A 26,334-nucleotide genomic window follows, 5' to 3' on the forward strand; every position below is an offset into this window, starting at 1 on the left:
TCCTATAGCTGCGGCATGTGACGGCTAAGGGCGCAGAACCGTAGCCAGTCTTTTTGTGCCATTGGTGTCCATCCTGCCTCGGCCACAGCATAAAAACGGGGAAAGACAAGATGATTGAACAGTGCTTGGGTAAAAATATGCTCGGTCCATATACAGGCCTGCACCCCCGCAAGCGCACCACGGTCCGCCTTTGGCAAATCACCTTCGGGGTCGTAATCATAGCTTTGCTGCGGCGGTACGACGCCCGCCCATTGCGCCCCCGGCTCATCCCATCCGTGGGATTGGACCATATCCATATAATAGGCTTGGCCTGGGCTTGCGATTACGCGATATCCTTCTGCGGTCAGCGCAGGCACCAAATCGGGGCGCTGCCATGCGACCAACAAAGTGCCCTGCTGATCGACACCACCGCCATGGCTCACCTCGTCCCAACCAGCAAGGTTTTTGCCGTTTCTTCGCAGGATAGCTTGAATTTTCCGCAAAAAATGCGCCTGAATTTGAGCAGTTTCTTGCAGTCCTTCTGCTTGCATCAGAATTTTCGCCTTAGGCGAGGTCATCCAACATCCTGTCGCGACCTCGTCTGCACCGACATGAACATATTGACCGGGAAAGATTTCCGCGATTTCTGCCATGACGGTTTCAATAAATTCATAGGTTTCGGGAATGCCCGGGTTCAGCGCGTTGTTCGTAAACCCTTGCACGGATTTATAGCTGTTTGCAGGCTCGTCGGGGTCTACTAGATGCGGCAGCGCATAGAGCACGGCGGCACAATGGCCCGGAATATCTATTTCAGGCACAACGTCGATATGCAGCGCATCAGCATGGGCCACCACCGCGCGGGCTTCGTCCTGAGTATAATACCCGCCATAGGTCTGCGCCACGTGGGCATATTGACCCACCATCGGACTTTCGGGACCACGAACAGCCCCGATGTCTGTCAATTCCGGGTAGGCGTTGATCTGGATCCGCCAGCCTTCGTCATCGGTCAGATGCCATTGGAACACGTTCATCTTGGCCCATGCCATGATATCGATCAGGCGCATAACCTCTTCTATTGTGTAGAAATGCCGCGACACATCGAGATGTCCACCGCGCCACCCAAATCGGGGCTGGTCGCTGATCATACCGGCGCGCGGGAACTTAAACACGTCCCCTGCCTCTGCCGCCCCATGCGTAAGTTGAGCGAGGGTCACAAGCCCGTAAAATCGCCCCTTTTCGGTTCCATATGACAGGGTCACTGCGTCGGAGGCAAAAGCGATCCCATAGGCCTCATCCGCCAAATCTGTCTTGACAAAATTCACGGCCAGATCGCCAGTATCCAAACGAAACACTTCGCGCGCGGCTGGATGCAGACGTTTGTGCAACTCTGCGACATCAGCCACAGCCAAACGATCTGCCGTGGTTCCTTCACCAACAAAAAGGCGCGGAGCCGCTTTAAAATCGCTCACCGTGACCACCTCAGGCCAAGGCTGCATCAAAAGCGGTAGGTTTGTTTCGCCTTGGGGGTAATCACGCAGCGGGCCGGTATCGTCCAAGCCTTCGCAATATAGATCACCCACCCGCACACCATGGGTTTCGCCATCAATTAGCAATATGGCTGATTTCGGGCCATCCACCAAATGAGAGGGAATATGGAATTCGATCCCTGTAAATCCGAATGTCCAGGTGCCACCCGGACGAATAACTAAGCCATCAGGCGCAGAAAATTCATTATAATTGCCAATGATCCGTGAAAAATCGGCACCGTGAATTGCGGCGTCTTCTGCAATCCGAGTTGACGCGGAATAACCAATCTTGAATCCAGTCAGAGGGGCTTCAGACAGGTTATGAAACGTAAACGTAAGGCGCGAATCTTCTCGGGTGGCGGCACCATTAAAGTGCGCATCAAGGCGGTAAAAGGACATATTGGTTCCTATGTGTACGGTCTTTGTCAGTTGCTGCGGTTACCCGCGCAGATCGTTAGCGATAGTTCACTGGGTTAGTAGGCTTGGGTCCACGTCGCTTAGCGCGACATCCCGCTCAAACGCGGCGCCATCTGTATCAAACAGATGACAATCCGCTCCGTTCAGCCCAAGGTGGGCAGCTTTTCCTACCGCTACAGGGGCAGCACCCGGCAACAGCGACACAAAAGGTGCATCAGTATCTTCTTGGGTGGCGTAAATCACGGTATGAATGCCAAGGCGTTCAACCACAGTCGGCTTGGTTTCGACTCTTGCTTCGCCAGCATGGGGCAGCACATGTTCGGGGCGTATTCCCAGTGTAAGTTCGGTGCCTTTGACCACACCGCCAGATGCCACAACGGGGACGGTAACCTCGGCGTTGTTTGGTAAAGAAACCGTGATGCTTTTTTCTGTGCTAGACAGACATGTCACGGGCATAAAGTTCATCTTTGGATTGCCGATGAACCCGGCGACAAAAATATTGGCCGGCTTGTGATACAATTCGAGAGGAGAACCAACTTGCGAAATGACACCACCATCTAGAACCACGATACGGTCCGCCATGGTCATGGCTTCTACTTGGTCATGGGTGACGTATATCATTGTCGCATCAAGTTCGCCGTGCAGTTTTGACAGCTCAACCCGCATTTCGGCTCGAAGAGCCGCGTCCAGGTTCGACAGTGGTTCATCAAACAAGAACACGGACGGATCCCGCACAATCGCACGGCCAATTGCAACACGTTGGCGTTGACCACCAGAAAGTTGGCCCGGTTTATGTTTAAGGCGTTCGTCCAGCTTCAGGATCGCTGAGGCGCGTTTCACCTTGGCGTCAAGCGCGTCCTTTTCTATTTTTTCTACACGCAGCGGAAAAGCGATGTTTTCGTACACCGACATATGCGGATAAAGTGCGTAAGATTGAAACACCATCGAAATCCCGCGCTTTACGGGGGCCAGATCATTCACGACCTTCCCATCAATGGTGACATCGCCCGCTGTAATTTCCTCTAGCCCTGCAATCATCCGCAACAGGGTTGATTTACCGCAGCCGGAGGGGCCGACGAAAACCACGAATTCACCATGGTTAATATCGAGCGACACACCCTTAATTACTTCGGCAGTTCCGAAGCTTTTGCGGACGTCGCGCATGCTCAGTTGGCCCATCGGACACCTTTATCTTTATTCGGTTGGGTTAACCGCCCCACAAATGCGGGACGGCCAGTTATCGTGAGTGGTTATTTGACGGATTCTAGTTCTTCGGCAGCGTATTCAACGGCTTCAGCCGCATCGACTTCGCCCAGAACAACACCCTGGATTGCTTCGTTCAGGATATCTTGCATTGCAACGTAATCTGTTACGAATGGCTCTGGGCCACCTGCGGGGATCACGTCGATAAATGGCGACCATGTCGCGTCGCCTGCGATCAGGGCGTCAACCTCTGGGCCTGTACGGATAGGGGTGTAACCCTCAGCGATGTCAAAGGACATTTGGTTCGCAGGGTTCGTCAGCATTTTTGCCAATGACAATGCGGCGTCTTCCATTCCGGAGCCATTAAAGATCGCGAGGCTATCGGTGATCAACAAAGACGAAGATGCGCCCATTGGACCGGCAGGGAACGGCACGACGTCCATGTTAACGTCTTCGGCCACACGGCCTGTTAGCCAGTGACCATCAATCAACATGCCGATCTGTTGTTCTGCGAACAATGTTTCCAGCTTACCACGGTCATAGGCAACCGGGCCGGGCTCTGCGTATTCAACGATGTCAGCCACGAATTGCAACGCTTGTACGTTGTTTTCGCTGTTGAAAACAATCTCGCCGTCGCTGTTAATAACTTCGCCGCCGTTGGAATATATCACAGTCATGAACTGGTGCATTGTGTTGTCGAACGACGCGGCGGCCAGACCGTAACCTGCAGCCTCGGTGTTTTCTGTGATTGCTTTCGCAGCCGTCAGAAGCTCTTCCCAAGTAGTTGGGGGTGTTTCCGGATCAAGGCCAGCCTCTTCGAACAGCCCCCGGTTATACCACAACGCCTTAGACGAGAACGCACGCGGCAGGCCCCACTGTTGGTCATTCCACGTCACGGTTCCAAGGATGGGTGCCGCGTATGTCGCTGCTTCTTCTTCGGTCAGGTTCACTGGTACGATCAGGTCATTCTGCGCCAACTGTTTCAACGTGCGTGATCCAAGGTAAGCCAAGGCAGCAGGATTGCCCGCAGCAGCAAGTGTCATGGATTTTTCCTGACATTGGCCCCAAGGCACGAACTCTACGACAACATCGTAATTTGGGTTGGCTGCTTCCCATTCGCTGATCAGGTCCGCCTGAACTGCGATTCCGGGGGTAGTGTCGTCGCCGCACATGATCATGTGCATGTCCTCGGCATTGGCAGCAGAAACGCCTGCTGTCGTCGCCATAAGCGCGGCACCCAAAGTTACTGTATATTTTTTCATTGTGTGAACTCCCTGTTCATTTTGGTTGCAGTTATGGTTGATGAGTTTGGCCAATCTTGGCGCTGCCTCATTCTTTGACCGCCCCGGCCGTTAAGCCTGCGACGATATATTTTTGTAGAAAAACGTAGACGATCATCACGGGCAGAATACCCACGAGACTCGCAGCCATCATTTCGTTCCAAACCACGTTCTGGCGGCCGAAAAATTGAAATAACCCGACGGGCAATGTGTTCAGCTCATTCACTGAATTGAATGTCAGCGCGTAGAGAAACTGTTGGGCGTAGGCCGCAATGAATGTCGCGATCGCAACCACCATGATTCCGGGCATCGCAACCGGCAAAATCACACGGACCAACGTATAGACGCGCCCTGCCCCATCAACCAACGCCGCCTCTTCAAGCTCACGCGGGATTTTCATCAGATAGGACCGCAGCAACCAAATCCCGGTGGGGATAACAAATGCCGTCCCGGGTGCGATCATCGCAAAATATGTGTTCAACAGGCCCAGTCCTTGCATCACCTTATACAGCGGGATGATCAGAACCGCGCCCGACACCATATTCACCGCCAAAAACACGCCAAGTAACGCGTCGCGCCCCTTAAATTCGAACCGCGCGAAGGCATAGGCCGCAGGTACAATCGCCATCAGTCCAAACAGCGTCACAGCAACAGCAACACCGAATGAGTTGAGCATGTAGCGCCATAAAAGCGGCACCGATTTCCACATGGAAATATAGGCATCAAACGACATGTCATCGGTAAAGAAACGGTAGGGAATGGAAAACAGCCCATCCAATGGCCGCAAAGACACTAAGAACGCCTCAAAGAACGGGGCAAGCGCAAAGATCAGGAACAGCGCGAGGCCCACATAGATCAGCACGTATTCCCACCAGCTATAGCGATCAATCATTTGATGTCTCCCCGTTTGGACAGTTTCTGGATCATAAGGAAATAGAACCCCGAGAAGAGTGCGAGAAAGATCACGATCATGACGGCCCGTGCGGACCCTTCGCCGTAGCGGAAACGTGAAATCGCCGTCTTATATGTATCGATAATCATCGTTGTAGTCGCATTGCGCGGCCCGCCTTCGGTCAGAATCCAGATGATGTCGAAAGAATTGAACGTCCAGATCGCGGACAGCAGCGACATGGTTGCGATCGAGGGCATGATCAGTGGCAATGTAATGCGTCGAAACCGGTACATGCGCGATGCGCCGTCTGTCCATGCGGCCTCATACAAATCACGCGGAACACCCTGCATCGCGGCCAAAAGGTAGATGGTAACCAAGGGCGTCCCGATCCAGACATCCGTTATGATCGTCGACATAAAGGCAGAGTTTCGATAGGCGAGAAATTCGAACGGCCCCGCCAAAAGCCCCAAGCGTTGTCCTAGGCCCGAAATCATGCCGAACTGGCCATTGTACATCCAGCCCCAGATAAACACGCCCACCGCAATCGGCACAATCCACGGAGGCATGATCAACAGGCGCGCCAAGGTGCGTCCGGGCACCGCGGCATTCAAGAGCACTGCACCAATAATACCGACCACAATCTTGAACGTCACCGAAAGCATCATCCAATAGAAGGTGCGCGCGATAACCTCTGGAAAACGCCGAGAGAACATTTTCTGGTAGTTCTCAAAACCCACATACTGGGTTTCCGGGCTCATCGATGCATCTGTAAAAGATAATCGGATCGTTTCTGCCAATGGCCATGCCACGATGATCAATGTGATCAGCGACGCTGGCACAAGCAGCATATAGGGAAACCAATCGATTTTTTTGTGGGCGGACATATTTTATGATCCCTTCTTCAAGCCGTAGCTGTCGAATTTTTCCCACGTCGGCGTCATATCGATAACGGTGCGCGTCATACGGGCTTCGTCCATTTTCAATGCGGTCAAACCTGCCTCTAGCGCGTCAAGAACCGTCACTTTCAACGGAATGCCTTGATCCACATAAGCCGCAATATCGGCAACCATCTGATCATCGGCGCCATAATGATTGCTTTTGGATGGTCCAACATGGTCGTTTTCCGACAATGTATCGGCGGTAAATGCGTCAGTTAACTTGAAAGTATTTCGGATAAAGTCGCCTTCCGCCATCCCACGCGTCCCCATGACCGCAAACCGGCGAAATTCATCTGGCACGTTGATATTAGTATGAAACGCCATCACTGCGCCGCTCTCATATTCAACATTTGCTGTTTGGTAGTCGACGATATCTCCATCGCTTTCGAAATCGTCGTTACCGCCGCCCCACCGCGGCTGATAGCTGCTGAGGCGTTCAGGGTCTTGGGGGGCGCAGCGTTCAGCGATGCCCACATAATCAGGCGCGACCTCGGGGCGGTTTGAAGAAACAAAGCTTTTGCGACCACCAAAGCTTGCGATATATTTTGGGCGTTCGCCGACAACGCCTTGATACAGGTCTATGTCGTGACAGCATTTTTCCAGCATGAACCCGCCAGAGAATTTTGAATACCGCCGCCAGTCACGCATAAAGAAACTACCGTGGTAACCACCAATATGTTCAGACGCCTCGATGGACACGACATTACCAAGCTGCCCCTTGGCTTGCGCGTCTTTTAGCATCACATAAAGAGGAGAATACCGTAGAACCAACCCAATCATGATCCGTTGATGCCCCCCGTGGTCACGCATCAATTCAAGCAGCTCGAATGTTTCCTCTTCGCTGATCACGACAGGTTTTTCAGCAAAGACATAAGGAATATCAGCCATGATTGCTGCGCGCAGATGGTCGATATGCATGTGGTTGGGTGAACCAATCATCAACATTTCGATCTGTTCGGCCACCAACATGTCTTCTAGCGTAGCGTAAGCGGACATTGAATAGCCAAGCTCGCTTTCCAAGTAGGTATGGCCCGTTGGCGTCGGGTCCGCAAAAGCGACAAATTCGCAGTCAGGTTTGGCCTTTTTCAGAAGCGCCGCAACATGCGAAATCCGCGCGCCAAGACCAACAATAGCGACTTTCATAGCGCGCTCTCCATTATATTCTTCATTTCTTTGATTCGTGCAGCGCTGATCGTTGAAACCTCGTCCGCGGGCGCAAACCCGAACGCTGCAAGTCGCGGATCCGATTTCCGATTTACGCGACAAGAAGAATGCAACTGCGTAGCCTTTGTGTCATTCATGAGCGTAACCGCGGTTTCGGGTCTCACACCCGCGCCGGGCAATATTTCAATTCGCCCTTTGGCCGCCGTTACAAGCCGTGCCAACAGTTCACGGCCGTCGTATGCAGTCGCTTTTTGGCCAGACGTCAAAATTCGTACAATCCCCAAATCAATCGCCTGGTTCAGTGCGACAAAGGGGTCAGGAACCAGATCAAAGGCACGGTGCAACACAATCTGCATCCCCGCAGCCGCATCACACAGTCGTTTCATAACAGGCATATCAAGCGTCAAATCATCCGAAAGCACGCCAATCGCAACACCAGCAGCACCAGCATCGCGCGCCAGTTCAATATCCGTAACCATCTGGGCAATCTCGTCAAATTGATAGATAAAGCCACCCTCGGATGGGCGAATTAGAACGATAACCTGTCCCCCCAGCGCCACGGCAGCGCGCACAGCCCCGTAAGATGGCGTTAACCCTCCGGCGGACAATCCAGCACATAGCTCAATCCGATCGGCGCCAGACTTAAACGCAATAAACGCGTCGCTTAGACTATCGACGCAAACCTCAAGAAGGGCTACGGGGCGCTTTGCGCCTGCGGAGCCCCCTTTGGTCATTGCTGTTGCCGCTTCTGTTAGCATCGGTAAAGATCGCAACTCTTTTTATTGTTTCAAATAAAATTTTAGACAAAATCTTACACCAATCAATCAAAAAATTCACATTTAGTAAAAATTTATTACTGCAATCATCAAAAGTTTTCTGAATGTTAATATTTATTGCACTCGGTAAATGTGGTGCCTCACTTTGCGGGCATCAGCTGCTTTGCAAGAAGTAGACTCATTACCAAAACGGGAATCAGCACCATAAAGCTAAACTGCATACCTGCCACCTCGGCCGTAAACCCGATCAGTAACGGCCCAAGCAACTGACCGCAAAGTGTAATCTGGGACAGAAACGCCACATGCGCTTCGGCAGATCGACCTGGTTGTGATGCGACGGCGGTTACAGCCATTGGAAACCCGGCAGCTAGCCCGACGCCGACCATTGCAAAACCGCAGTAAGAAAACAGCGGCGCGGACGCGAACACCAGCACCGTCACGCCAACCATAGCAACACCGCAGCCGATCACCCCGATCCGAACTGGCGTCATGTATCCACGAACACGATCCAGCGCGAATCGCGCCAGAACAATGCTGACTGCAAAAACAACAAAACCCAGCCCCTCTGTCCCAAACGGTGCCGCGTGAACATCTGTCATATAAACCGCAGCCCAATCGGCCATCGCTCCTTCCCCCAAGGCAATCCCAAAGGCAAACAAGCTAATGGATGCTGTCCCCCACCCCGGATAAAAAGATCTATTTTTTGTTTTGTTATTTTCATTTTCAATTACTTGAGACGTGAGATCAGGAAGGTTTTTGAACACCCAGACAGCAATCATACCTGATACAATTGCCAACACGATCAAGGCTGCCCCAGCCGAAATGCCCGCCCAAGCTAACCCCGTAGACACAACTGAACCGGTCAGCAGTCCAAGGCTCCAAAAACCGTGCGCCGTTCCCATAATAGGCCGTCCGCCCCGTTTTTCGACGATATCCGCTGCCACATTTAGCCCCAGCTCGGTCGCCGCCAAACCGAATCCGACAAAGAACAGCGCTATAAACAGCGCGATCCAGCTGGACGCGAATACAGGAATTGGTGCAATAATCAGGAAAAACATCAAGGAAGATGCCGTCGATCGCTTAACGCCCCAACGCGCGTACAGGCGGCTGGCGAATGCCAGTGACAGCATCAAGCCAATCGGCACAGCGACGATCGCGGTCGACAGCGACGCTGGACTAAGGTCCAGCTTTTGCTGAATCTCTGAAATTCGGACCAGCCACCCGCCCCATGCTAGCGGCTGAATAAAGAACAACAGGTATAGAGATAAATTAGCGCGACGGGACATGCGGTAGGTTCTTCTGCAAAAGTAAATAAGAAGTCACGACAGTTAAGCGATCATATACATTACTTTAAAAATTAAATTTGTTATATAAACAATCAAAAAATATGGCAGCCCATGGATGACCAAGGCAACGCCAAGGGCAACGTACGTACGAGGGAGGGCGAAGCAGAAGGGCTGCTACTGTCTGAGGTGCCCCTAGATTTGTAGACGGTTTGCTTGGTAATTTTGGAACCAAGGAGAGACGGATATGAACAAGGGAATACGGTTTACAGACGAGTTCAAACAGGACGCTGTGGCGCAGGTTGTTGAGCGTGGGTATGCGGTCAGCGAAGTGGCGGAGCGGTTGGGTATCAGCACCAAATCCCTGTACACGTGGAAAGCGCAGTTTGCGAAGTCACCGCGTGTCAGGTCACCCGCGATCACGCAAAGCTTGTCGATGCGATCATCGCAGGGATCCCAGCCGATCAGGTGAAGGATAAGATGCAGACCCTCACGGAGCAACGCGCGGCACTTGAGGCGGAGCTGTCCAGAGCTCCTGCCCCCGATCCCATCCGTATTCATCCAAAGATGGCGGTGACATATCAAGAACGGGTCTCGGAGCTGATTTCAGGTCTAAACGAAGCGGACGGGCTTCAAGAAGCACAGGAAGCGTTACGGGGCCTCGTTGACCGCATTGTGCTGCAACCGTCGCCCGAGACTGGTAAATTGGATATCATGCTGGAAGGTGCGTTATCTGGTCTTCTTGCGCTTGCGTTGGGGGCCAAACGCAAAAATGACCTGAGTGTAAAAACTCAAGTCTTTGATAATGCTAGTGAATTAGTGTTGGTTGCGGGAGCTTGCAACCGCCGAGATCTACCAAAGCTTAGGTGCCCTGTTTAGACTAACGTCTATTGCCCTGGGGGCAGGACATCCCTCGAAGCGAGACAAATCAAATTGCAAAGTTATTGTTGAAAGTAGCCGCACTGTCCGATGTCAGCGCTTATTACAAATGGTCGAAAGACTTCATGGAGGCTGTTGAAACGACGTCTGGCGGGCGATACCGCACGTGCGGCAAACACCGACGAAGTGAAAGATCTGCGCCGCGAAGCGCGTGATCTGAAGGAGGTGGTTGCCAAGCAAACGCTCGAGCTGCGTCTTCTCAAAAAAAAGCATGACAGGCGGTGGGGGCGACCACGAATGAGGTAAGCGCTGACGTCAGACACTTAGTGAAGTAAGAATTTATCGGTAGATTTGGCGTACATTTTCCCCAACTTTGGACCAGATAAATCGCCTTCATGCCAAACATTGCTCGAAAAAGGCCATTCCAGCCAAAGCCCTAAATGTGAAACCCTATTGATCACCGTAAGAGCAAACGCGTTCTTGCAGGGCGTTAATCGCGTCTTGCGAAGTAAGCTGAGTTGCAGCATCGCCAAGAACGCTCACCAGTGCGTTGGCCGTCATCGCGCCGGGAATGCCGTCCACAGGGCCAGGATCGGCGCCTGCTAAGATCAACATGCGTTGCAGCTTACGGGTCGGGTTTTCGTCGTCGATTGTCTCCATGCCGCAGGCTTGGGTTTCTTCAGGCAGAGCGGGCGAAACTGGTTCTTCTGAAAGGCCGTTTGTGGGCTCCTCTTCTGGCGAAGGGGCTTCAGTTTCTTCGGCTGGTAGGGAAACCTCGCCCTCCAGCAGGCATTGTTTAAGTTGCTCTGCGACTTGCATTGCCCCGTCTGGAGGGCTGCCTTCGATATTCGCAGAGCATTCATCCAAACTTGCGTCACAACTATACGAGAGATGCCAAGAGCTATCGCGACCAGCAGTCAGGGCAGCATCCCCATTGGCAAAGAGCGAAAAGAAATATCCGTCTTTCGTGCCCTCTTGCCAAAACCCCGGAAAGCGCGGCGATGGGACGTCGACGGCATGTACTGTAACGTTCAACGCGCCTGGAAACGGCGTAGCAAAATCGCTCCCGACACAGGGGGCTGCGCGCGCGCCACTGACCACGATGCAAATGGTAAAAACCGCCGCTCCAAGTTGTGTTCCGCTCATTGATTTACGCGTGATAACGGCCCGAAAGCCCTAAAGGCGAGTGACGCAAGCACAACTGCATTGGTGTTCGTGGTGAACGAGCCATTCACTACGCCATCCGCCTCATAGATGCCCTCGGGCCAGCCGCGCTCAGGGTCACCCAGTTCGGACAGTTCATCGACAAGTTGGGCCGTGTACTCTGTGCCAAACAGGGCATCCCAAGCAAAGGCGGTCTTCACTGTGACTGTGCGTTTGCTGTCGATCCGTTCGCCACTAAAGGTCATGACAGCCCAAGGCGCCCCACCGCCCCAGATGGTCGAATAGGCGAAATACGGGGCTTCGTCCAAGTGCGATTCACTGACAGCGGTTAGTTGACCCGTCTCACGGAAACGCGCCTCTTGGGCCTGATAGATCGCTGTAGCGAACCGGTGTGATCGGTAATCGAACCCGAACTCCAACCCGTCGAAAACATAAGGTTCCGAAACGGTGAAGGCCGGGGTAATATTACGGTGCAGGCGGGAGTCGACAGGGATTGGCTGGCCTTCGACGGTTTGCACCATCAGGTTGGTTTCGGCGTTATAGGCAAGAACCATATCAAACCCCCGCAGCATCATGGCTTTGGCTCCGTATTGACCATAGCCCACGCGCCCTTCCTGGTCGCGGCGCAGGTTGCCGTCGGCGATGTTGCCGCCAATCAGCTCACCGTTCTCGACCATCTGATCCAGATCCCAATGATCAATTACCGCGTCAACTTTCACGGCCAATTCCGGATAGCTTTGTTCAGCATGGCTCATCGCGCCGACCATGCGAGCGATATCAAGGGCGGACCAGCCAAGCCCGCGTTCCACAGGCTGGTTCGAGTAGTCCACCAATTCACCTGTGCGCGTGTTGTAGGCTTTATTTGGTAATACGTCATCAAACAGGCGAATGCTTGCAAGCGTGTCGAGCGCCAAAGAAATCCGCCCAACCGCCTCTTCTGTCTCGATAAGACCCAGCAGGTCCGCCGAGATCACAGCGATAAAGTAGGACCCCGTTTCCCACATCGTTGTGGATGGATATTGGTCAGCAGAATTCACAAGGCCCGTTTCGGGGTTTGTGTTGTTCTCGAAATACCGCCACGCGATACGGGCGTAGTCCAGATCGTCGGGTTTGCTTTCGCCGGTGTTTGCTAATGGCAAAGGCGCTACAGCGTCAAAGGCCGTAATCGGTGCAGCTGCCGCGATTGGTGCGGATACTTCGGTTGGCGCGTCGGCACCGTCCACGGTTTCGGGGGTGGTTGGCATATTTCTTTCCAAAGTTGTGACCAGAAACAGACCAAAGATCAATGCGACCAAAAAGATCAAACTGCCGCGCGCTTTGATGATGTTTTCACGAAAGCTCATCTAGCTCTCCTTTTCTGTCTTACTGGGTTGCCACACCGCGGCAGCAATCATGCCTGCCATCGCAAGGCAGTTGTTGATGCCCCACATAATGTTGGCGATGACACCACTGGCAGAGTGATCTGTTGCACCCGAAATAAGTGCACCAATGGCGTAAATCGCGCCTAATCCTGTCAGAACCACGACCCCAATTTGCGGCCATACCAGCCCAAGAAAGTTACCTGACTGGCGGACCTTTGGCGTTACCTTAAAGGTGATTTTCTCTCCTCGGGCGACGGTAAAGATCGCCTTTAACCCCAAAGGGAAGAAGGCCAGATAACTGGCCTTCGGCGCATATCCGGCTATACCCCATGTCCCGATCATGATCGCAAGTTCAAGCGTGACGAGAAACGGGATCAGGTGGAAGAAGAACTCTGCTGAATAGGCCGCAACGGGTGAAACGCCCGTGAAAAGATAGATCGCCGGGGCCAGTAGGAATATGATGTTCCACAGCGGTGCGAGGTAGGAATAGAACGTCGTCGTATACATCATGCGCTGTCCGAACGTCAGACCTTTACGGAAGATCGGGTTGTCGTTGACAAGAATATCAAGGCTACCGCCCGCGTATTTGAACCGCTGCACTGTCCACGTTAGCAAATCTTGGGGCGAGAGCATTTTACTTTCCACGATGGGGTGCATCTTTGACTTCCAGCCGCTTTCGCGATCAGAATGGAGTACTATCGATGTATATATGTCCTCGGAGACGTGGAATTTATAGGGCGTCAGGGCTTCTGTGGCGGCAGCTTCGGTTTTGATCGCCTCCATAAGATCGGGGGCCAGTTCGCGTTCCTTGGACGAAACGGTGACGACTTCTTCAACGTCCCACGTCCGCTTTTCTACTTTGGCGCCAAAGCTGCGCAAGGCTGCCATCATCACCGCCTCGCGGCGGTGGATGGACCCTGCTCCGCAACAAAACGAGGCGTTCGCGCGGTTTCTGCGCCTTTGGATGACATCGTAGAACATCTTCGGGTCGTTCACGAAAGGGTCTTCGCCCACGCGAACCGGGCCAAACAGCCGTTCGATCCATGTTCCGAATGCCTGACCACGGTCACCAAAACGGCGACCGAGCTTTTGAGGTAAGCGTTCGCCCTCGGGCAGATCATAGAACCACTGAGGGGTCTGCACCCAAGCCATTTTCGGATCCCGGAAATAGCCGAGCGTATGTTCCAGCATAGTTGGAAAAGGCCGCGTATCCGCATCGCAGATCACAAGAAAATCCCCGTGGGTTTGCTCCATAGCGTTGCGCAGGTTGCCGGCCTTGAAACCTTCGTTCGTTGCACGCGAAATGTAGTTCGCACCCTCGCTTTCCGTAACGGCCTGCATCTCGGGACGGCGGCCGTCATCCAGAATGTGGACATGCACATCAATTGGATGGGGATAGGTCATCTTCTTGGCATCCAGAATGCCAAGTCGGACCAATTCAGGGTCTTCATCATAGGTTGCAAACATTACATCTACAACAAGCGGACGGTCCGCTTCGGGATGCTCCATTACAACATCGCCTAGCCGCACGGGCGGCTCTCCAATCTTGATCGGGTCATCTTTCCAAAGGTTAAAGACAAACAGAACCATCCCAATGAACGCACAGGTTTCCGCCACAACCAACGGCACGGCGAACCACATCGCATCGGGGTTCAGTGACCCTGTCCAACGCCAGATGATGTACCAAGCGCCGATCACCAAGGCGATTGTGGCGAGGAACTGCCAAAGCGCTTCTCTCCAAGGGTTATACTCCAGCGGCGGCGGCGGCGTACGGTCCTCGAACTTCAGGAAATAGTCGTCCTGGATCATGCCATGCCACCTTTTGATCTTCCCCATTTCAAAGGCGGTTCACCAAGGCCAACCGTCCACGCAAGAAGGCTGATTTTAGACAACGCATATGCAATGCCGAACGAGCCCGGCAACACAAACGCATACCGTACCAGCACGATGACCGTTGGCGACATCTCACCTGACATCCCACTTTTAAACAGGGCAATATCGAACAGGTCGATGACCGCAGGGTGCACCAGATAAATGCCGAACGAATACTTGGCTAGCTTGGACCATAGGGGCGACCAATCAAGAAATTGCCCGCCCATAAAGATCAGGAAAATGCAGATAGGCATCAAGAAATGGCCGTAAAAATCCCAGCCGCTGCGCACGCCCCAGTCGCCTGTCTGCCACGCGATTGCAAAGAACGGGATCGTCGCGACATAGGCAAGTATCGCCAAATACAATCCAAAGCGACGCATCAGCCGGCTTTCGCCCCGAGGCACGCCGTCTTTCCATATCCCGTACAGCGCGAAGGCTGCGAAGCCGTAGCCGACGTATCCAAATATCTTAAGGGCGCGGATGATGTAGTCACGCAGCGATGGGTCCAGATTTAGCCCCCAGACGAACCCTTGGGTATTGTTCATAATCCCGAGTGTGACGAACAATATCAGTCCAAAGATCGGATAGCGCGTTGCCCCCCTCATCAATGGATAGAACAAGAACAGCGCGAACAATGTGGGCAGGAAATGCATATGGTATTGCACTTTCCCAAGCAGGAAATAGCCGTACCAGTTCTTGATATCAGACAGTTGCGTCCAAATATAGTCTGAGTAGTTGAACGCATCCGCCTTCAAAAGACGAAAGAACGCGTAGAATACGACCCAGAACGCGAACGGCACCAATAGCCGCTCCGCCTGCGTCAGAACCGTTTCGCGGTAACTAGGGAGTTTTCGATCAACGCGAAGCGCCATCAGAAATAACGAAAACAAAAAGAACATTTCTGAGCCCGAAAACTCGCCAATGGAACGCAGAAAAATCGGAAACAGGCGTTCGGCAGGCTCAGCGGCTTCGAAAGGTTTCCCGCCAAAATCGGTGCTAGAATGGATCAGCACGACGCCCACCGCAGCAAACACGCGATTGGCGTCGAACCAAACCATCCTATTTCCTGCGCGGCTCATCTCGCGAACCTACTGCTGCGCACTGCAAGATTGCGGCAAGACAGCGCGTGGTTCCGGCAAGGGGAAGCTATGCTCTGTCGTGCCGCATTCCGTGGCTGCCGTCTCGCCACCTGTCGGGACAGGACGACAATAGGTGAACTCTTCGAGCGGAATGACCGGCGGGATTTCGACGCCGGCACAGTTGCAGCAGTTCACCACTTCTTCCATCTGACGCGGGTGGCATTTGTTGTCGCGCAGGTCGGTGCCGGCATAGGCCGTGTCCCAATATTGCGTGTTGTCATTAGTTTGCTGAAGGATAGGTCCCTGCACTTTATACAAGAGCGCGGCAAGGATAATTCCGTTGTTGTTGGCTGTCTGCAAAGGGATGTAACCATTCCCGTTTTCGTAAAGACCTTCGTAGAACCCCAATTCAGGATCATACAAATCCGCGACCGTTTCAAAGAGCAAATCGGTGTAATCGGTCTCCCATAGCGCCCACAAGCCAATCGCAGCTTTGGCCGCAACGGCCGCGCGATCTGGTTGGTATTCACCCGTCGGGTCAAGCGTGTTCCATGCATAGCCATCTGCAAAGACTGAATCGTAGACAAAATAAGGGCGACCATCCACCTGATGTTCAGAGCGTGCCGTGATGATGCCAGTTTGTTCGTACCTGCGCTGTTGAACCAGATAAATCCGCTGCGCAAACTCTGCCCTCCAGCCATGCGAAGCCGTAAGTCCGTCACCTGTACGATCTGATGGAAGGTCCCAGCCCATTTCGATCCCATCGAGGATATAGCCTTCGGTCAGGACGTAGTTCTGGTTCTTGAAAATGCGTGGGTCGCGCCCATCATAGGGCACGTCGACGCCGTAGATCGTTGTATAGTTCAATGGTTCTGGTGACAGGGCACGTGGAACATCAAACCCCCAAAGTGCAAAGCCTTTGGCTGCATATTCTTCATAGCCAAGCCGACCCTCCTGAACGTAGCGGGTGTCTCCATCGCCCTGAACGAAGGAGCCATACATACGCCCATCGTCGCTGACCAGATTGCAGAAATTCCAACGCATTGGAATGTTGTCAACACTGTTAGCCAGATGAGGGTGGCGTTCTTTCAGAATTCGAAGCCATACAAGCATACGACCAATGTCCAATGCAGACATTCCAACTTCGCCTTCTTCATTAGCGTAGTTCACTTTGGCGCCGGTTTGAGTGTGGTAAACTTTGTTGGGCGCCTCGCCGCGGAATAGATCAAGGTTTCTTAACGTATTGGTTAACTGGGTCACTCGGGTATCCAACTCACGTTTGTCGATTACACATAGTTCATAAGCAGATACCATAGCGCTGATGTAGGAAGCTGTGTCCCAAAGGGTTGTTGAAGGATAATTACCAACGGCGTTAACCAGCCCGGTTTCCTCTTGGAAATATCGTTCAAAATAGGACCAAGCCACATTTGCCATCTCAAATTCGCGCTCGGTCAACGCGCCATTGCGACCAAAGTGGACACTTGAAGCCGCGCCCACGCCACGGTTACATTCATGCACGTCTGAAGCACCGCCATATTCGATCGTAAGTGGAGCATCCGAGGTGATTGTTACGGAATTAAATTCTGCTCCATTTACGGTGACATTGTCGATCGTGATCTGCTGAAGATCTAACGTGTTGGGCGCCCCTTGCGAGACCGCGCTCGTCGACAACAGTCCCAAAGCGGTAACGACAAAAGAAGTCATCAGCTTATTCTTGGCCGTTGAAATCGTCATAACTCTCTCCATAACTCTCGTGAGCTTCTTCGCCATTAGCCGAGTTTATCTGCTTTATTAAACGTCAGCCCCAGTCGGTATTTATTGTCGACGCGCCCGTAAGCGACATGATCAGCGCAGGCCATGATAAGCCCCAAACCACGACCACCTTCGGCCATAACATCGATTTCAGACAAATCTGTGGCGTATTTGCGAAGGTCAAAAGGGTCTGCGCCTTCAGGATCATATACTTCAAGAAACACCGCTATTTCCGTTTCCGATAACTTGATTTGCATTTCTGCGTCCGGCGCACAGTTCTTTGCGTGTAGGACAAGATTAGTCAAAGCTTCGCTTGTACAAATGCCAAAGCGGCCAAGCACATCTTGCCGCAGAGAATTCTCTGCGGTCCTGACCAAGAGCTGTACCATTGGATCAATGCTCTCAAGGTTATGATCCAAATAGAACGTTTCTGAGATCACGATTTTTCGCTCAGTGCCCGAAGGGCAGCAGCTTCGTCAGGGTAGATTGAAAACACACGATCCATTCGGCAGATCGTGAACATTTGCATCACGTCTGGCCCCAAGCCGCAGACGGCCAAATCGCCGCGATGGCCGATCTTCTTGAGGACACCCGCAAGCGCGCCTAGGCCAGATGAGTCAAGGAATGTGGTGCTTGTAAAATCGATGACAAACTCGCTGTTGCCTGCGTCGATCAGTGCAACAATTTCGTCCTTAAACGCCTTTGAGTTGACCGCTGTTAATCGCTGGACGCCTGGCCGCACAATAATAATGCCATCATCCGTCTGGGTTGAATGGATCATTTCATATTCCTTTTCACTGCGACCACGGTCAGGTCGTCTTCTAGCGGTTTTCGCCCGCGCCAATCGGCCAAGGCTTTTATAATCTTCTCAGGCACCTTGTCGGCCGGATCACGGTAGATCTCTTTTACGATCTTTTCCATCCGCGGTTCACCAAAAGGGATGCCTTCATCGTTTTCGGCCTCAAATGCACCGTCCGAGCAGCAAAGCAGCATCCCGTCCAAATCGACGCCGATAACCCCATCTTCATAATCCGCGTCGCCAAACATTCCCACAGGAAATCCGCCGCTTCCAATCCGCGTCACATTACCCTGTGCATCAACATAATAAGGAGATGGATATCCGGCCTGACAATAAAATACCTTAATCCTTTGCGTATCCATCACGCCACAAAACATCGTAAAATAATCATCATGAACATCGGTGCAGAAACGTGCATTTAGCTCACGAACCAGACGCGCCGGACGGGGGATTCCATCCTCGTCTAGAACCGATTTTACAAAAAACTCCGGCGTGATGAGGTAACCAATGGCTACCGATAAAAGGGACGCACGAATACCGTGCCCCGAAACATCGACCGCGTAAAATCCTATTTGACTGTCGTTCAGTGGAAAACACCCAAACATGTCGCCTGACACCACAGAGGACGGCACAAAGGCAGACGCAATATGCGCGCCGAGGATGTCGGTGTTGATGTCAGGCAACAGGTTGCGCTGGGCGTGGGCGGCGGCAGCAAGATCTTCATTTATTCGGTCATTGGCTTCTTTCAGCACCCTGTGCTGTTCTTCTAGTTCTTTGCCGTGGTCAATTAGGCGCATTGCAGTTGTCAGACGCGCCTTAAGGCCCGTTGGATCGTCTTGTTTATTCAAAAAATCATCGGCACCTGCGTCCAAGGCATCGGCGCGAACACCATAATCACCCGTCTCGGTTCCAGTGATCAGAATGATATGGATATAGCGCCCAAGATCAAGCGAACGGACAGCCCTAGTCAACTCGACGCCGTTAAGGCGCGGCATTTGATAGTCAGTGATCAGGATTTCGGCGCGCGACGTCTTTAGCAATTCCAGGGCGACCGCACCGTCCTCGGCTTCAAGAACTTTGAAAAAGTCAAAACCAACATTCTCGATCAGACGACACATGTAGGCGCGTTGCACCACGTTATCCTCAGCGACGATGATTTCAATTTGTTCGCGCACGTTGCGGGCCCCCTCAAAGATACTCTACTACTGCGTGAAGGTACAATCTAAGACAGATTCATTTCCGCTTCGAATCAACCATAAAACTATGTCACCGAAGCGGGGAAATTGCGGCATTTTTCAGGGATAAAACATCAATGGTTTCTATTTACCTCATATATCCCTCATCAATGTTACACATCTGCCTTGAGTTCGCCACACCATCTATGCAGACTATAACAGGTTCCGATGAGCCCGCGGCATCGGAGAGGCCGATCCAGTATCGGCGGCGCAAACAAAGCTAGGAGTATGGTATGAAGGGTGTTGTTTTTGTCGAGCTTGTAAAGATGGCTGAAGATGCGTTCGGTGAGGACACCGTCGACAGTGTTCTTGATAAAGCTGAACTCGAAAATGACGGCGCCTTCACTACGGTTGGGAACTACCCATGTTCTGAATTGGTAAAGATCGTCATGGCATTCAGCGAGCACTCCGGACTAAGCCCCGAAGTTCTGCAAATCAAGTTTGGCCATTGGATGATGGCCTTCTTCATCGAACACTACCCCGAGTTTTTTAAGGATAAGACATCTGCATTTGCGCTTCTTGAATCGGTAGATCAGGAAATTCACGTTGAAGTGCGAAAGCTGTACCCTGACGCAGAACTCCCGCGTTTTGACACCGAGCGCCTTTCAGACAGCCATCTTTCGATGATCTATTCATCGCCGCGTCCTTTGGATGCCTTTTGCCAAGGGCTGATCGAAGCTTGCTTGTTGCACTTCGGAGAAGAGGGCGACATTGCACGGACACCCCATCCCACCGCAGAGAACACGACAACATTTGACGTCACCACGACTGCGTAGGGTGGCTTCTTGATGACTGAAAATACAGACGATCGCGTCTCAAGGAAGAGATACGAACGAGAGACGGCCGCCCGAGCAGAGGCGGAAACGCTGCTCGAAGAGAAAAGCCGTGACTTGTTTTTGGCCAATCAGAAACTGGAAAAGTACTCCACTGATCTGGAGCAGGCCGTTTTAGAGCGGACGGCCGAAGTGCGGTTGGCATTAGAACGCACCGAAGCCGCGTCCGCCGCGCGCAGCAGGTTTCTGGCCACCATGAGCCATGAAATTCGTACGCCGTTGGGTGGTCTTTTGGGTATGATCGACCTTTTGGAAATGGACGAACAAGAGCCCGGAAAGCTTGAGCTGTTGAACTATGCCAAGACAGCAGGTGTCGGCCTCAGCAGGATCGTGAACGATGTGCTGGACTTCTCAAAAATGGAAGCAGGCGTCTTTTTGTTCGAAGAAGAAAATGTCGATATTCGCGCGTTGATTGAGAGCGTCAAGATACTTGCCCAATCGCACGATACTGGAGCAGACCGACAGATTGTCAGCAAAGTGAGTGACAGCGTGCCCAAACTATTCTTGGGGGATGCAACGCGCATCCGACAAGTGATTTCAAACTTCGTCAGCAATGCCATTCGCTATTCTTTCGACGGTCCGATCACCATCAAGGCGACGGCCAAGGGTGATGCTGATAAGACAATTTTACGCCTAGAAGTTGAAGATTTCGGCGTTGGCATCGACGCTGAGGGCATTTCAAATCTGTTCAAAGACTTCACGCAGATATCGAACCCATTGACAGCGGCGGCGCAAGGCGCTGGGCTGGGGCTCGCGATTTGCAAACGCATCATTAATGGTGTGGGTGGTGAAATATCCGTCGATAGCACGCTTGGCGAGGGGTCAACATTCTGGTTCGAAATCGAGATCGAAACCGTCGATCTGCCTGACACCATTGGGACGGACGGGCGAGATACGCCCCTCCTCCTTCCCCCCGAAGGAATCGAGGGAACCCGCGTTTTGATTGCCGAAGACAACACGATCAACCAAAAGCTGCTCTTAACTTATGCAGACAAAATGGGCTTGATTGCAGATTTGGCCGAAGACGGAAGCGTTGCGCTACAAAAATTTGCGCCTGGAAAATACGACCTAGTCCTTATGGATATCGCGATGCCCGTGATGGACGGCCTAGAGGCGACGCGCCGTATCCGTGACAGATGGGACCCAACCGATGTGCCACCGATCCTTGCCCTGACTGCGCATGTTATGGACGCGATCGAAGACGAAGCAGAACAGGTCGGGATTGATCGCATACTTTCGAAGCCAATCCCCTTCCAAGAGCTTAAGCACGCAATCGAAGACGTCTTAGCGGGGGGACTGAAGACCACCCAGCAAACGCCGCGGCCATCCGCAAAGCCGAGAAAGGCTAAAGCCAAGCCAGAAACAAGTAGCGCGCGGTCATTGGTGGATCTCATGGCGCCTGATGTTCACAAGAACCTTGTGGAAATATTCGGTCTTGATGGACTGTCTGACTTTGCAGAAAAGTTCTTGCGGGATTCGAGCGACCGAATCGAGAAACTCATGATGGCCGATAAAAACGGCAACGTCCAAGAGGTGCAGGCGCAGGCCCATTCACTCAAAGGCGCGGCTTTAGCGCTAGGCTTTCCCGATATGGTGCATTGGGCGAAAAAGATCGAACTGGGCGAGACTGAACGAGACGACATGACCGTCCGCGAAACCGCCGAGAAGTTCAGAGCAAAGCTTACAGAGCTCAGCACGATCTTGATGCGCTAGGCTCCATTAAAGCTAGCGACTAAAATTCGATTTGGTGACTCAAGGATATGCTCCCCCCTGTCAGGCCTGGGCGAGGTGAACTCCCTCGGTTCCAGGGGAACCGGTTGTTGCTGTAGTTGTTGTATGACACGCGGAAGCTGTCGTTGATCCGATAACTAAGGGTATAGCTGTAATCAGGACTGAGTTCGTCCTGCTCTCCCGTAAGGTAAAGATACACGGTCGCCCCCACTCTTAAGTCGGGCGTAATTGCATAACCGCAGGACAAATTTACACTAGACCCCGTCGGGTCCGGCAACCCGGTGCTCGCGGTGCAGGGAAGCAGCCGATCGTTTGGCAGGGGAATGTCTGGCAACTTGAAACTCGCGCGAAGGTTTCCCTCGAGAAGCCCTGATAGAGCGCCATCGGTGTTGGAAAAACTAGCTGAATAGTTACTGTAGCTGACGTTGACGCGGTCGTTAACCTTGTAGTTAACAGCATAGGTATAATCCGGATCAAAGTCCTCTTGCTGGCTAGGGATGGCGTAGCCGATCAAGGCCCCCCTGACAGACAGGCGATCTGTAATCTGGGTCCCGCAGCCCAAACTAATACGAGGTTTTGCATTGCCGCCGTCTAGAGCAGCAAGGCTTGCGCTCGCCGTTGCAGAGCAGCTCAAATCCGAAAAGCTCCAGCCTTCGTCGTCAGGTTCCACCTCGGGCAATACGACGGGTTCGGCGGGCGTTTGAGCCAATGCGCCAGTTGGGGCAAGGTGGGGCGCAACAGTGACAACTGGCGGTGTTGTGATTTCCGGGACGATTTCCTGCTGGGGTCTTGGGCCGGTGCATAGTTCAGGAAAAAAAGGGTCGACCTCGTCGCATTGGATTTCAGAAGCGTGGTTGTTTTCTACGTTCGGCTCAACGTCTACTACGGGACCTTGCGGGCCAACGCCTAACGTCGCAATAGAGCTTGAGGTGTCTTGCCGAGTACCACCCTCCACATCAACGTTTTCTAGGTCACTGGGTTCTTCAGTAAATTCAATAGCGGTCTCAATAACCGGCTGCACTGCATTTTCGTCGCTGTTCGCAAGACCGGTTCCAGATGGGCCATTTTCGGGAGGCACTGGTACGGTTTGCGGCTCTGCGACAAACATGGGGGCAGTGCCCGTTAATATCCAGCGCGCCACGTATATCGCGGCACTTGACGCATCGAACGTATCTGGCAGAACGGGACGCAGGCCTTGTTCGACCGGAACAGTGAAAATAGAATCATCCGGCATGATAATGGTACACATCAGCGCCGCGGCGCACTCGATCTGCGCCACTTCTATCAATCGCTCGCTGCCGGACATGATTTTGGCAGAGCCGTCAGGGTAAATTGTATAGGTGAAATCCCCGAGCGGGCCGTATTGATATCTTGACCAATGAAAGGCGCTTGGCACATCAACGATGATCTCAATCGCGTTTGGTACTACCAAAATCGACGTATCAACAAGGAACTCCTGCGCTGTGACTTCAACATCACCAACCAAAACAGTCCCCGAGGTCGTCAAGGTCGTCGCGACCAACCAGAGTTGCCATGTCTTGAGACTTTGAGACTGTTCCATACAAGCCAACTTATGCTATTCACCCACCGCCGACCATAATGTGAAAATGCTGTTCTCGCCAGCCGACGAGTTTGAGGTATGCCCCACTCAGACTGAACATGAGACATTATCGTTAACTGATTTGGTCATCTTCTTGCAACACATTTGATAAGGTTTGCTTCCAGCGCAGAAGTGGAAACGCCAATATCCACCTGAGGGTGGCATTTAACGTTTTGTATTTGTTGCCGGGGCTCGATTTGTACACTGTGTCCTGAAACTACATCAAACTCACATTTGCCGGTAGGACTGCTATCCTGCATCCAGCCCTTGCTGAGGCCTATGGTGTGAAGATCAATGCTCTTGCGGCCAGCCTGAACGTTGACGCAACACGGGTGGAGGCCAGTGAGTTGCTTCGGGGTCTGGTTACAGAAGTGCGGCTTCAGCCTGACGAGACGGCCCCAGACGGCCATGTAATCGAATTATATGGAGAACTGGCAGCTATCTTAGAGCTCACAAGCCACAAAAACGACAAAACCCACCGTTTTACGGGTGGGGTATCGGTTTCAATGGTTGCGGGAGTAGGATTTGAACCTACGACCTTCAGGTTATGAGCCTGACGAGCTACCGGGCTGCTCCATCCCGCGCTAGGGTGCCTCGGATGTGTGTTTGAGGTCTTTTTGATACCGTATCGAGAGAACTGTGTTTCTTATTAGGTTTGGCAATGACTTACTCTCCCACGCCTTAAGACGCAGTACCATCAGCGCAGCGGCACTTAACTGCCGAGTTCGGGATGGGATCGGGTGTTTTGCTCGCGCTATTATCACCAAACCAAAAAAGAAACACCGGCAATGACCGAAGTCATTGCCGTCAACATCAGGTTTTGTTCCATTTCATCGTATACTGATGATTGTGTGTGTATGTACTTTGATTTGCTACAGTAAAATCTTGCTATTACTGGATCAAATCAAGCCTATCGAGCCATTAGTACCAGTCAACTGAACGTCTTACGACGCTTACATCTCTGGCCTATCGACGAGGTGGTCTACCTCGGCTCTCAGGGATATCTTGTTTTGAAGGGGGCTTCCCGCTTAGATGCCTTCAGCGGTTATCCTGTCCGATCATAGCTACTCTGCACTGCCGTTGGCACGACAACAGATCCACCAGTGGATCGTTCACCCCGGTCCTCTCGTACTAGGGGCAACTCTTCTCAAATATCCTACACCCACGGAAGATAGGGACCGAACTGTCTCACGACGTTCTAAACCCAGCTCACGTACCTCTTTAAACGGCGAACAGCCGTACCCTTGGGACCTGCTCCAGCCCCAGGATGAGATGAGCCGACATCGAGGTGCCAAACGGTGCCGTCGATATGGACTCTTGGGCACCATCAGCCTGTTATCCCCAGCGTACCTTTTATCCGTTGAGCGATGGCCCTTCCACTCGGGACCACCGGATCACTATGGCCGTCTTTCGACTCTGCTCGACTTGTCAGTCTCGCAGTCAGGCTGGCTTCTGCCATTGCACTCAACGAGCGATTTCCGACCGCTCTGAGCCAACCTTCGCGCGCCTCCGTTACAATTTGGGAGGCGACCGCCCCAGTCAAACTACCCACCACGCAGGGTCCCGGACCCGGATAACGGGCCGCGGTTAGACATCAAGCAGAATAAGGGTGGTATCTCAAGGGAGGCTCCACGATGACTGGCGTCACCGCTTCAAAGCCCACCACCTATCCTGCACATACTGTGCCTGATGCCAATGCGAAGCTATAGTAAAGGTGCATGGGGTCTTTCCGTCTAACCGCGGGTATCCTGCATCTTGACAGGAAATTCAATTTCGCTGAGTCCACATTTGAGACAGCGGGGAAGTCGTTACGCCATTCGTGCAGGTCGGAACTTACCCGACAAGGAATTTCGCTACCTTAGGACCGTTATAGTTACGGCCGCCGTTTACCTGGGCTTCAATTCGGAGCTTGCACTCCTCCTTTTAACCTTCAGGCACCGGGCAGGCGTCAGACCCTATACGTCGTCTTGCGACTTCGCAGAGCCCTGTGTTTTTAGTAAACAGTCGCCACCCCCTGGTTTGTGCCCCCGCCCAAAACTTGCGTTCTGAACGGGCCTCCTTCTCGCGAACTTACGGAGGTATTTTGCCGAGTTCCTTAAATGTGGTTCTCTCAAGCGCCTTGGTATTCTCTACCAGTCCACCTGTGTCGGTTTAGGGTACGATCTTATAGGAGGGCTATTTCCAGGAACCTCTAAGCAGCCCATTCAATCCGATAAGGATGAACTACCTTCGAGATCCGTCACCACTCCATGGCCCAGGAATATTAACCTGGTTCCCATCGACTACGCCTTTCGGCCTCGCCTTAGGGGTCGGCTTACCCTGCTCAGATTAGCTTTAAGCAGGAACCCTTGGACTTTCGGCGAGGGAGTCTCTCACTCCCTTTGTCGCTACTCATGTCATCATTCTCACTAGTGATCTCTCCACCGGATCCCTCACAGGCCGGCTTCACAGAAAACTCCTTGCGTCCAATATTCCCCGAAAGGAATTAAGGACGCATGGAATTATGTCACACTACGCTCTGCTACCATGCGATAAATCGCATCCTAGACTTCGGCTCATGGCTTGAGCCCC

The 26,334-nt window shown here is 52.6% G+C and carries 20 protein-coding genes, 1 tRNA gene, 2 rRNA genes and 2 pseudogenes (1 of these 25 running past the window's edge); 5 read left to right on the forward strand and 20 right to left on the reverse strand.

All coding sequences use genetic code 11. From position 1 onward, the window contains the following. Positions 1 to 2 precede the first annotated feature (2 nt). From DS901_RS12790 to DS901_RS12825, 8 genes are all read right to left on the reverse strand, one after another. Positions 3 to 1,904 carry a beta-N-acetylhexosaminidase gene (locus DS901_RS12790; RefSeq protein ID WP_113777336.1) on the reverse strand — a complete coding sequence of 634 codons (1,902 nt, stop codon included), beginning with the start codon at positions 1,902 to 1,904 and terminating at the stop codon, positions 3 to 5. Positions 1,905 to 1,970: 66 nt separating this feature from the next. Next, a complete protein-coding gene (locus tag DS901_RS12795; RefSeq protein WP_113777337.1) occupies positions 1,971 to 3,101 on the reverse strand; it encodes an ABC transporter ATP-binding protein in 1,131 nt (376 codons plus the stop codon). A 71-nt stretch (positions 3,102 to 3,172) separates the two neighbouring features. Continuing rightward, positions 3,173 to 4,387: an ABC transporter substrate-binding protein gene (locus DS901_RS12800; protein ID WP_113777338.1), complete on the reverse strand. Its 1,215-nt coding sequence runs from the start codon at positions 4,385 to 4,387 to the stop codon at positions 3,173 to 3,175. A gap of 67 nt (positions 4,388 to 4,454) precedes the next feature. Then, the gene (locus DS901_RS12805) at positions 4,455 to 5,297 is read right to left on the reverse strand and encodes a carbohydrate ABC transporter permease (RefSeq protein WP_113777339.1); all 843 of its coding nucleotides are present in this window, start codon (positions 5,295 to 5,297) and stop codon (positions 4,455 to 4,457) included. Next, entirely contained in the window at positions 5,294 to 6,181 is an 888-nt protein-coding gene (locus DS901_RS12810) for a carbohydrate ABC transporter permease (protein ID WP_113777340.1), read from the reverse strand. The genes DS901_RS12805 and DS901_RS12810 overlap by 4 nt, the downstream gene beginning before the upstream one ends. 3 nt (positions 6,182 to 6,184) lie before the next feature. Then, the gene (locus DS901_RS12815) at positions 6,185 to 7,378 is read right to left on the reverse strand and encodes a Gfo/Idh/MocA family protein (protein ID WP_113777341.1); all 1,194 of its coding nucleotides are present in this window, start codon (positions 7,376 to 7,378) and stop codon (positions 6,185 to 6,187) included. Beyond that, on the reverse strand, positions 7,375 to 8,133 hold the full coding sequence (locus tag DS901_RS12820; protein WP_181820864.1) for a copper homeostasis protein CutC: 759 nt from the start codon (positions 8,131 to 8,133) through the stop codon (positions 7,375 to 7,377). The genes DS901_RS12815 and DS901_RS12820 overlap by 4 nt, the downstream gene beginning before the upstream one ends. A gap of 182 nt (positions 8,134 to 8,315) precedes the next feature. Next, positions 8,316 to 9,461 (reverse strand): MFS transporter, encoded by a 1,146-nt coding sequence (locus DS901_RS12825; protein ID WP_113777343.1) that lies wholly within the window; start codon positions 9,459 to 9,461, stop codon positions 8,316 to 8,318. 244 nt (positions 9,462 to 9,705) lie between these two features. Here DS901_RS12825 and DS901_RS19020 point away from each other — a divergent pair. From DS901_RS19020 to DS901_RS12840, 3 genes and pseudogenes are all read left to right on the forward strand, one after another. Beyond that, positions 9,706 to 9,852: pseudogene (locus DS901_RS19020) on the forward strand (transposase); the annotation flags it as partial. Then, the gene (locus tag DS901_RS12835; protein WP_181820865.1) at positions 9,831 to 10,337 is read left to right on the forward strand and encodes a hypothetical protein; all 507 of its coding nucleotides are present in this window, start codon (positions 9,831 to 9,833) and stop codon (positions 10,335 to 10,337) included. The pseudogene DS901_RS19020 and the gene DS901_RS12835, both read left to right, overlap by 22 nt. Positions 10,338 to 10,432: 95 nt before the next feature. Next, positions 10,433 to 10,640, forward strand: a pseudogene (locus DS901_RS12840) (IS3 family transposase); the annotation flags it as partial. 147 nt (positions 10,641 to 10,787) lie between these two features. Here DS901_RS12840 and DS901_RS12845 read toward each other — a convergent pair. From DS901_RS12845 to DS901_RS12880, 8 genes are read right to left on the reverse strand one after another with little or no spacing between them, the layout of a single operon-like run. Continuing rightward, positions 10,788 to 11,483 carry a peptidoglycan-binding domain-containing protein gene (locus DS901_RS12845; RefSeq protein WP_113777346.1) on the reverse strand — a complete coding sequence of 232 codons (696 nt, stop codon included), beginning with the start codon at positions 11,481 to 11,483 and terminating at the stop codon, positions 10,788 to 10,790. Continuing rightward, positions 11,480 to 12,844, reverse strand: a complete 1,365-nt coding sequence (locus tag DS901_RS12850) for a DUF3131 domain-containing protein (protein WP_113777347.1) — start codon at positions 12,842 to 12,844, stop codon at positions 11,480 to 11,482. The genes DS901_RS12845 and DS901_RS12850 overlap by 4 nt, the downstream gene beginning before the upstream one ends. Then, positions 12,845 to 14,671 (reverse strand): glycosyltransferase family 2 protein, encoded by a 1,827-nt coding sequence (locus tag DS901_RS12855; RefSeq protein WP_113777348.1) that lies wholly within the window; start codon positions 14,669 to 14,671, stop codon positions 12,845 to 12,847. After that, positions 14,668 to 15,813 carry an acyltransferase gene (locus DS901_RS12860; protein WP_113777349.1) on the reverse strand — a complete coding sequence of 382 codons (1,146 nt, stop codon included), beginning with the start codon at positions 15,811 to 15,813 and terminating at the stop codon, positions 14,668 to 14,670. The genes DS901_RS12855 and DS901_RS12860 overlap by 4 nt, the downstream gene beginning before the upstream one ends. Before the next feature lie 9 nt (positions 15,814 to 15,822). Then, positions 15,823 to 17,547, reverse strand: a complete 1,725-nt coding sequence (locus tag DS901_RS12865; protein ID WP_258546728.1) for a DUF3131 domain-containing protein — start codon at positions 17,545 to 17,547, stop codon at positions 15,823 to 15,825. Between the two features lie 35 nt (positions 17,548 to 17,582). Next, positions 17,583 to 18,005, reverse strand: a complete 423-nt coding sequence (locus DS901_RS12870) for an ATP-binding protein (protein WP_147249928.1) — start codon at positions 18,003 to 18,005, stop codon at positions 17,583 to 17,585. Next, the gene (locus tag DS901_RS12875; RefSeq protein WP_113777351.1) at positions 18,002 to 18,346 is read right to left on the reverse strand and encodes an STAS domain-containing protein; all 345 of its coding nucleotides are present in this window, start codon (positions 18,344 to 18,346) and stop codon (positions 18,002 to 18,004) included. Before DS901_RS12875 ends, DS901_RS12870 begins: the two co-directional genes overlap by 4 nt. Next, on the reverse strand, positions 18,343 to 19,539 hold the full coding sequence (locus DS901_RS12880; protein WP_258546729.1) for a PP2C family protein-serine/threonine phosphatase: 1,197 nt from the start codon (positions 19,537 to 19,539) through the stop codon (positions 18,343 to 18,345). The genes DS901_RS12875 and DS901_RS12880 overlap by 4 nt, the downstream gene beginning before the upstream one ends. A gap of 293 nt (positions 19,540 to 19,832) precedes the next feature. On the opposite strand from DS901_RS12880, the gene DS901_RS12885 reads away from it, so the two are divergent. Next, the gene (locus tag DS901_RS12885) at positions 19,833 to 20,375 is read left to right on the forward strand and encodes a heme NO-binding domain-containing protein (RefSeq protein WP_113777352.1); all 543 of its coding nucleotides are present in this window, start codon (positions 19,833 to 19,835) and stop codon (positions 20,373 to 20,375) included. Between the two features lie 12 nt (positions 20,376 to 20,387). Continuing rightward, positions 20,388 to 22,145: an ATP-binding protein gene (locus DS901_RS12890; protein WP_113777353.1), complete on the forward strand. Its 1,758-nt coding sequence runs from the start codon at positions 20,388 to 20,390 to the stop codon at positions 22,143 to 22,145. Between the two features lie 19 nt (positions 22,146 to 22,164). On the opposite strand, the gene DS901_RS12895 is transcribed toward DS901_RS12890, so the two are convergent. From DS901_RS12895 to DS901_RS12915, 4 genes are all read right to left on the reverse strand, one after another. Beyond that, on the reverse strand, positions 22,165 to 23,724 hold the full coding sequence (locus tag DS901_RS12895; protein WP_113777354.1) for a hypothetical protein: 1,560 nt from the start codon (positions 23,722 to 23,724) through the stop codon (positions 22,165 to 22,167). A gap of 546 nt (positions 23,725 to 24,270) precedes the next feature. Continuing rightward, positions 24,271 to 24,347, reverse strand: a tRNA-Met gene (locus DS901_RS12905). Positions 24,348 to 24,416: 69 nt separating this feature from the next. Beyond that, a 5S ribosomal RNA gene (rrf, locus tag DS901_RS12910) occupies positions 24,417 to 24,531 on the reverse strand. A 132-nt stretch (positions 24,532 to 24,663) separates the two neighbouring features. Further along, positions 24,664 to 26,334: ribosomal RNA gene (locus tag DS901_RS12915) — 23S ribosomal RNA — on the reverse strand (it continues 1,166 nt past the right edge of the window).

This window comes from Loktanella sp. D2R18 (assembly GCF_003318235.1).
GTDB lineage: Bacteria > Pseudomonadota > Alphaproteobacteria > Rhodobacterales > Rhodobacteraceae > Yoonia.